The following is a 6978-nucleotide window of genomic DNA, read 5'->3' on the forward strand; positions in this document are numbered from 1 at the left end:
CTCGAACTCCAAGTACCAAGCCCGCGGACCGAACATCGACCGCCGCACCTACAAAGCCACCACCAGCATCAACGTCATCACCAACGAACCTTGACAGGCCAACCACCGCCCTAACTGAACGGCATTGCAACTAGCCCCGCGGCTTAGTTCGGTCCGGCAGCGTCGGTGCTGCTGTCGTCGTAGAACCAGACCCGCGCCTGCGGCAGCTCTTCCGCAACACGCGCCGCCAGCACACGTCCCTCGGCAGCGAAGGCTGCATCCTCCGCGACCCCCACGGCTCTGCTGTCATTTGGATCGGCGATGTTAACCATGGATTCCGACCACTGCTGCCAAGCGGCCAGTCGCCCCACGAGGCCGGAGGAAAGCCCGAGCGTGGCAGGATCGCGCGGCTCGTAGACGCCGCTGTCCTCGTCACGAACCCACAGTGGCCAACATCCGTAGTCGTCCATCACCTTGATCAGCACTACGCCAGGCTACGTCGGAGAGTTGAGTCGCCTGGGCATGGTGTTTCCGCTGGCATTGAATCGGAATGCCTCCGAGAGGAGCGTTCGACATGAGTGGGCAGCATGTGCTTGCCCTCGTTGGCCTACCTCAAGCGATCCGCCGCCGCGTACGACAAGGGTGCCGCAGACGAGGCGTTTCCCTGTCTGCCAGGCTGGGATGAGACAGCCTTCCCGGGCGAGTTAGGCTCGACGGGTGACAGGAAGAGGATCATCGTGACACTACCCAACACGCCGGGTGAGCAGGGCGGACGGCCGAAGCGGCGGACGTTCACCGCGGAGTACAAGCTGCGGATCGTGGCGGAGTACGACGCGGCGAAGGCCACGGGCGAGGGAGCGGCGATCCTGCGTCGGGAGGGCCTGTACCACTCCCACATCCTGGAGTGGCGGGCCGCGCGGGACGCCGGAGCGTTGACCAGGTTGGGTGCCCGCAAGAGCCCTGTTGGGGAAGGCCGTCGGCGTAGCGCGGAGGCGGCTGAGTTGGAGCGGTTGCGGCGGCGTAACGAGCGTCTGGAAACGGACCTGGCGCGGACGAAGACCGCGTTGGAGATCATGGGAAAAGCGCACGCGCTCTTGGAAACGCTGTCCGAGAGCGCGGACGACACGCCGCGGCCGGGCAGGAGGCGCTGAACACGGCGTTCGACAACCTGCTGCCGCTGGTGGGCGTGGCGAGGGCGTGTCGGTTGACCGGCCGATCCCGCGCTACGCACTACCGGCGTCAGCAGCCGCCCGTGGTGTCGCGACCCCTGCGGCCGAAGACACCACCGCCGTCGGCACTGAGCGAGGCCGAACGCCGCGCGGTCCTGGATGTGTTGCATCGGGATGAGTACGCGGAGATGTCCGTGGCGCAGGTGTGGGCCCGCGAACTCGACAACGGCCGCTACTGGTGCTCACAGTCCACGATGTACCGGATCCTGCGCCAGGTGGGTGAGAGCCGGGAACGCCGACGGCAGGCCACCCACCCGCCGCGGACGATTCCTCAGTTGGCCGCGACCGGGCCGTCGCAGGTGTGGTCGTGGGACATCACCCGCCTGAAAACCACCGGGCGGGGCGTGTTCTACCACCTGTACGTGATCATCGACGTGTACTCCCGGTACGTCGTCGGCTGGCACGTCGCCACCGGTGAGGACTCGATGCTCGCCCGCGAGGTGATCGATGACGCCATCGCCCGCAACCGGGTCCGACCCGAGGTCCTACACGCCGACCGCGGCTCGTCGATGACCTCGAAACCCGTCGCCGAACTCCTCGCCGACCTCGACATCACCCGCTCCTACTCCCGACCCCGGGTATCGAACGACAACCCGTACTCCGAAGCGCAGTTCAAGACATTGAAGTACTGCCCCGCGTTCCCCGACCGGTTCGACTCTCTCGAACACGCCCGCGAGTTCTGCACCGAGTTCTTCACCTACTACAACCACGAACACCGCCACTCAGGCATCGGCCTGCACACCCCCGCCTCGGTGCACTACGACACCGCCGACGACGTTCACGACCAGCGGCAAGCCACCCTCGACGCCGCCTGGCGAACCCACCCCGACCGGTTCACCCGCCGCCCCCGACCCCCAGCCCTGCCCTGCCCGACACCGTGTGGATCAACAAACCAGCAGCTCAACCCGCAGATCTACAGAACACCTGACCACGAAAACGTCTCACTTGACTTGACAGGTTCCGTTTTGGCTCACGACGGCGGTTCGCGTGTTCTACCACCCGACGGCGAACAGCCATTCCCTGCTGCATCAGCTCGGGCTCCTGCCGCAGAGACTGTGGTTCGTGGACACAGCTCTCAGCTGGCGGACCTTTCCCCGGGTTCCTTTGCGATCAACCCGGGGTTATCCCTGACTGCCCGGACGGGCGGTCCGCGTTGCTGCGATGCTGGTCGGGCCGTGCAGAGTACCGTCGGCAGTGGCGGTCCGCCGGAGTAGCGGCCGGCGGCCCGCCGCCCAGACCGCTACCTGGGAGGCAGGATGTCCGCGCCGATCATTGACCCGCGATTCCCGGCCCGGCTGCGGGAACTCCGCACCGCTCGTGGCCTGTCGGTGCGGGACCTTGCCCGCCGCGCCCACTTCAGCAAGACGCATGTTCACGATCTGGAGACCGGCCGGCACCGGCCGACGCTCGACGCCGCCCGGCACTTGGACGACGTGCTGGAGGCCGGAGGCACGCTGGCCGCACTGGTGATCCCGCCGCCAGCCGTGACGACCCCCGACGACGACGAGCGGATCGGGTACGTGCTGGCCCGACCGTCCCGGCTCGATGCTGCCTCGGTTCGGGCGCTGGCCGACACCTTGGCCGCCCAGCGGCGCCTTGACGACGCGCTTCCGGCTCCGGTGATGCTGCCCTGGGCCGTGCCGCAGTGGCGCACGGTGGTCGAACTCGCCCGGCAGGCCGGCGGCCCGCAGGCGGCCGAGCTGCACCCGGTCGCTGCGGAGTGGACCCAATTCGTCGGCTGGCTGCACGCTGAGGCCCGCAACGATGCGGAGGCGATCCGCGTGCTGACCGACGCCGCGGACCAGGCCGACGCCGTCGACAGCGGGCCGCTGGCCGCTCAGGTGGAAAACTTCCGCGGCTACCTGGAGCGCCAGCGGGGCAACGCTCGCGGCATCGTGCGGCACTTCCTCACGGCGTACCACACCCCCGGTGCGACTGCCCTGCAACGGGTTGGCGATGCCGTGCAGGCCGCGCACGGGTACGCGTTGCTCGGTGACCCGGCTGCCGCCCGTCGCCTGCTCGGCGAGGCCAGTGACCTGACGGATGCTGCCGAGTCGGAGACCGCGCCGGCGGCCGCGTACTGGCTGACGCCGACGTTCTCCCGGATGGGGATCGGGCTGGCGCACCAGGCGCTCGGCGACAACGTGACCGCTGCCGACAACCTGCGGGCCGGACTGGACAGTCTGCCGGCCGACCAGCGCGACGCCGAGTGGACGACGGAGTACCGGCAGGCGTTGGCTTCCGCCACCTGCTGAGGCGGTCGGTCCGTCCGCCGTCCGGAGCTGGACCGGACAGTAACCGGACGGTCACCGGACGCGTCGTACCTGCTCAGTCACATCGCACTCGCCGAAGGTGAGGGGTAGAAAGCGGTCCCGAGCTTCCACGGGACCGCGCCCCTACCTGAGGGAGCCGCGATGGGACTGTTCAGCCGGACGGATCGGTCGAAGCCTGCCGAGATCATCGAGGCAGCGAGGCAGGACGACGCAGAGGATGCCGACCGGGCCCGCTGGCGGCTGCTCGACCAGGCCGCGAAGGACACCGAGCACCGGGCCGGACCGCCAACCGGCCGGATCGGCGGCAACCAGTGACCGCGATGGTCGAGCAGGTCAGCATCACCGACCTGGTCGCCACCGCCAACGCCACCATCAACGAGCACTGGCAGCGGCCGGGCACCGCCTGGCGACCAGCCTGTGGTGACTGTACCGACGACGGATGCCCGCGGCTGGAATCGGCACACCGGTACCTGGACCGGGTAAGGGCACGGGTGCTGGCGTCGTGAGCGACCCGTCCAAGGTGCACGCCGACCTGGTCAAGGCGGCAAAGAAGATCACCGAGCATTGGCCCGGGCCGGACGGCTGCCCGATCTGCAGGGTCCACAACTGCGAGGCCCGGGCCACGGCCCGGCGGTTCCTGGACGAGCACGCCGGGTCGGCACCGGCACCGATCGTCCGGGACCAGCGGTGAGCCGCACTCTGGACCGAGGGCCGCTGTGCCTGACCTGCATGGGCGCCTGGGAACTCGGCATCCAGGAACGGCACGACCGGTGCAAGGGTGCCGTGATCAGGCTCGGCCGGGTGCTCCAGTGCCGCTGCTGGTGCTGGGACGGCCTTGGCGTGTCCGAGCTGGTGGCGGCGTTCGGCGACCGGCCGGCCGAGCAGCGACTGTCGCGGACCCGGACGACCGGCCTGACCGGCAGGCCGCAGCGGTGACTCCGGACGATCTGCGCGGCCGAGTGCCGTTCTGGCTGATGGTGCTGATCTTCACCGTGCTGGTCGTGGTCGGCACGGCGATGGGCAGCCCTCGCCCATGACCGACCGGATCACCGTGAACCTGGTCCCTCGCGGACAGACCGCGCTGGACCAGGCGTGCAGCCTCACGCAGGACACGAAGACCGAGATCGTCGACCGCGCGCTGGTCGTGTACGACCTGATCCTCGACATCCAGGAGCAGAGCGGGGGCAGGCTGGTCGTCCTCGGCCCCGACGGCGCGACCGAGCGGATCCACCTGGTGTGAATCGTGAATCACCGTGATCGATGCGCGTGGTACCAGCGGCAACCGGTAGGCCCGAATTCGGCAAGGACGCTTGTGCCGAATTCATAAGAGATTCCGTCACCGCCGACGGTGCCGGCGCTCCAGCCAACAGGAACCGCCGCTCGCGCTCGACGCGCGCGTACTTTCCCGGGCGAACCGGGTGACCGCGCGCCCCGCCGGACAGGTCCTCATGACAACAGGCTCCCAGCTGTTCCTGCTCGGTGCGCGCCCGGCCTACCTTGGTGTTCGTGGCCACGGGATGGACGACCTCGGACGCCTGGGTCTTCTCTGCCATAGCGGGCGACTCGACCGACGACGGCCGCACCCTCAGCCAGGTCGTCGCGAGGGCCGACGGCATCAATCACGCCCTGCTGACCGAGGCGGAGTTCACCCGGGCGGTGCGCCGCCTGACCGCCTCCCGTCTCGTCGAGGCCCGACCCGAAACCGACCGCTACCGGCCCACCGAGGCGGGACGGGAACTGTACCGACAGCGGATGAGACGCCGCGGCCTGTTCGGCTGGATCGACGTCATACCGGCGGCATTGCGACGGCTGGGCGAGCCCGGCGACAGCGACTGGTCCTTGACCCCCGGCGTCTTCGACCGGGCGACCCAGCAGTACCTCCACCACGGCACGGCAGCCGCGGGGTCCGGATGACCGGTCCCCGCGGCCCGCGAGACGTGCCCGGTTCAGATCTTCACGTGCCGCGGTCGCCACGGCATCGAGGCTTGGCTGGTCAGGAGTACCGTCGACCTCGACGATCCGCCGGAGTAGCGCCGGTGGTTCGCCGCCCGGAACGCTCCCTGGGAGGTCCGATGCCGGCATGTGTCCGCACCGCCGTCGATCTGCGCTTTCCCGCCGAGTTGGCCCGGCTGCGCCGGGAACGTGGCCTGTCGCTGCGGGCACTGGCCGGCAAGCTGTACCAGAGCAAGACTCTGCTGCACGAGTTGGAGACCGGCCGGGCCCGGCCGACCGTGGAGATAGCGGCCCGACTCGACGAGGCACTCGACGCCGGTGGCCGGTTGTCCGGAATGGTCCGCCGGCTCACTGCTCAAGTGCCTGAAGCGGCCCCCGGCAATGAGCTAAAGGCGTGGGAGCTGGCCCGGCGGGTCGAGGCCAGCGACGTCGGGACCGAGACGGTCGAGCGGCTCGAACGGGCTGTTGACGAGTTGGCTGGCGCGTACCCGACCACGCGACCGGCCGAGCTGCTGACGGCGGTACGGGCCTATCTGGCGTACCTGCCCCGGCTGCTGGACGGTCGTGCGACTCTGACGACCCGGCGTCGCCTGATCGTGGCCGGCGGATGGTTGGCGCTTCTGCGCGCCACGGTGCACATCGACCTGCGGCAGCTCGCCGCGGCCGAGGCGTACCTGCAGACCGCCGACCAACTGGGCGGCCATGCCGAGCACCTGGAGATCCGTGCATGGTGCCGGGAAACCAGGGCGTGGCAGGCGGTGACCTGCGGCGACTACCGGACGGCGCTGGGCCTGGCGCAGCAGGCGCAGGCGATCGCACCACGGGGAAGCTCAGCGCGCATTCAGTCGGTGGCACAGGAAGGCCGGGTGTGGGCCCGGATCGGCGACGTGCGCCGGACCCGGCGAGCCTTGGCAGAGCTTGACCGGCTGACCGGGCCGTTGCCGGTGCCGGATCGGCCCGAACACCACTACCGGTACGACCCCAGCAAAGCCGCTGCCTACACGGCTACCACCCTCGCCTGGGCCGGCGATCCGGCGGCTGAGGAACACGCCCGAGCGGTACTCGCCGAGCTGGACCCGGCCGGAGACGGCGGGGCCCGGCCGCGGCGGGTCGCGTCGGCCCGGCTCGACCTGGGCTTGGCGTTGGTCGCGGCCGACGAGCCGGAGGAAGCCGCGGCGCAGGCCGAGGTCGCGATCGTCTCGGGTCGCGTGGTCCCGTCGAACTGGTGGCGCGCCACCGAGCTGATGGCGGCGGTGGAACGCTCCGGGGTACGCCGGGCACTCGACCTGCGTGAGGCATACGAGACGTACCGGCCGGTGGGAGTCGCCTGACTCGTCGCCACCATGACGGACGCGTCGATGCCTCGGCCCAGCAGTGGACGGAAGCGAACTCATTTGTCAGTGCGGAAAGTCACCTGCTAACCTCGATCGTTCATGGCTGGCGTCGGATGTATCGGCCTCGGGCGATTGATCGGTGTTCTCCGATGAATGCGGTCTTGGGGCATGGTGGTGGGCCGTCTGTCGCGGCGGTGGGCGTGGTCTCCT

At 69.5% G+C, this 6978-nt stretch carries 11 protein-coding genes; 10 read left to right on the plus strand and 1 reads right to left on the minus strand.

The window, feature by feature from the left end:
- Positions 1-143 precede the first annotated feature (143 nt).
- Complete coding sequence (locus tag ACFOX0_RS33640; RefSeq protein ID WP_377553650.1) at positions 144-464, minus strand: hypothetical protein; 321 nt, start codon at positions 462-464, stop codon at positions 144-146.
- A gap of 252 nt (positions 465-716) precedes the next feature.
- On the opposite strand from ACFOX0_RS33640, the gene ACFOX0_RS33645 reads away from it, so the two are divergent.
- From ACFOX0_RS33645 to ACFOX0_RS33690, 10 genes are all read left to right on the plus strand, one after another.
- Positions 717-1130 carry a transposase gene (locus ACFOX0_RS33645; RefSeq protein WP_377553652.1) on the plus strand — a complete coding sequence of 138 codons (414 nt, stop codon included), beginning with the start codon at positions 717-719 and terminating at the stop codon, positions 1128-1130.
- Between the two features lie 35 nt (positions 1131-1165).
- Positions 1166-2422, plus strand: a complete 1257-nt coding sequence (locus ACFOX0_RS33650) for an IS3 family transposase (RefSeq protein ID WP_377553668.1) — start codon at positions 1166-1168, stop codon at positions 2420-2422.
- Positions 2423-2464: 42 nt separating this feature from the next.
- Positions 2465-3463, plus strand: coding sequence for a helix-turn-helix domain-containing protein (locus tag ACFOX0_RS33655; RefSeq protein ID WP_377553654.1), 999 nt, complete (start codon positions 2465-2467; stop codon positions 3461-3463).
- Between the two features lie 159 nt (positions 3464-3622).
- The gene (locus ACFOX0_RS33660) at positions 3623-3796 is read left to right on the plus strand and encodes a hypothetical protein (protein WP_377553656.1); all 174 of its coding nucleotides are present in this window, start codon (positions 3623-3625) and stop codon (positions 3794-3796) included.
- Between the two features lie 5 nt (positions 3797-3801).
- Positions 3802-3987 carry a hypothetical protein gene (locus ACFOX0_RS33665; RefSeq protein ID WP_377553658.1) on the plus strand — a complete coding sequence of 62 codons (186 nt, stop codon included), beginning with the start codon at positions 3802-3804 and terminating at the stop codon, positions 3985-3987.
- Positions 3984-4172, plus strand: coding sequence for a hypothetical protein (locus ACFOX0_RS33670; RefSeq protein ID WP_377553660.1), 189 nt, complete (start codon positions 3984-3986; stop codon positions 4170-4172). The genes ACFOX0_RS33665 and ACFOX0_RS33670 overlap by 4 nt, the downstream gene beginning before the upstream one ends.
- Entirely contained in the window at positions 4169-4417 is a 249-nt protein-coding gene (locus tag ACFOX0_RS33675; protein WP_377553662.1) for a hypothetical protein, read from the plus strand. The genes ACFOX0_RS33670 and ACFOX0_RS33675 overlap by 4 nt, the downstream gene beginning before the upstream one ends.
- A 97-nt stretch (positions 4418-4514) precedes the next feature.
- Positions 4515-4721 (plus strand): hypothetical protein, encoded by a 207-nt coding sequence (locus tag ACFOX0_RS33680; protein ID WP_377553664.1) that lies wholly within the window; start codon positions 4515-4517, stop codon positions 4719-4721.
- A 266-nt stretch (positions 4722-4987) separates the two neighbouring features.
- Positions 4988-5395 carry a hypothetical protein gene (locus ACFOX0_RS33685; RefSeq protein WP_377553666.1) on the plus strand — a complete coding sequence of 136 codons (408 nt, stop codon included), beginning with the start codon at positions 4988-4990 and terminating at the stop codon, positions 5393-5395.
- 158 nt (positions 5396-5553) lie between these two features.
- Complete coding sequence (locus ACFOX0_RS33690) at positions 5554-6765, plus strand: helix-turn-helix domain-containing protein (RefSeq protein WP_377553667.1); 1212 nt, start codon at positions 5554-5556, stop codon at positions 6763-6765.
- Positions 6766-6978: the final 213 nt, after the last annotated feature.

Source organism: Micromonospora zhanjiangensis, from assembly GCF_042650605.1.
In the GTDB taxonomy this organism is placed as follows: Bacteria; Actinomycetota; Actinomycetes; order Mycobacteriales; family Micromonosporaceae; genus Micromonospora_J; species Micromonospora_J zhanjiangensis.